This window comes from Acetobacter syzygii, from assembly GCF_000964225.1.
In the GTDB taxonomy this organism is placed as follows: Bacteria; Pseudomonadota; Alphaproteobacteria; order Acetobacterales; family Acetobacteraceae; genus Acetobacter; species Acetobacter syzygii.
The window spans coordinates 1-353 of sequence record NZ_BAMZ01000088.1 but is presented as its reverse complement, the minus strand read 5'-3'; the positions used below and the strand labels follow the sequence as shown (position 1 = coordinate 353).

At 63.5% G+C, this 353-nt stretch carries 1 pseudogene; it reads left to right on the top strand.

The features are described from left to right. Positions 1-353, top strand: a pseudogene (locus Absy_RS12560) (carbohydrate porin); the annotation flags it as partial.

Below are 353 nucleotides of genomic sequence, written 5' to 3'. Positions count from 1 at the left end.
CTGGGCAATTCCGGCCCACTGGTCTCCGAGGTGGACCCGGCCACGGTGCGGGATTCCATGCGGGCAGCGGAAGCGGCGGCTGCCAAATCTGATGGGGACCACCCCGACCTGAGCGACCACCTGCTGGGCAACATGTGGGGCGCGCGCGACTGGATGGCCCGCCACGGTATCAGCTTTGATATTCAGGAAGTGGATGAGCTGTGGGGCAACACAACGGGAGGCACCGCCTCTGGCAATGATGGTGCCAGTGGCTCGGGCACTGGCCCGGCTTACGATGGCATGACCATGCCAACCCTGACCGTTGATCTGGAAAAGCTGATCGGTCTCAAGGGCGGGATCTTCAACATCAGCGC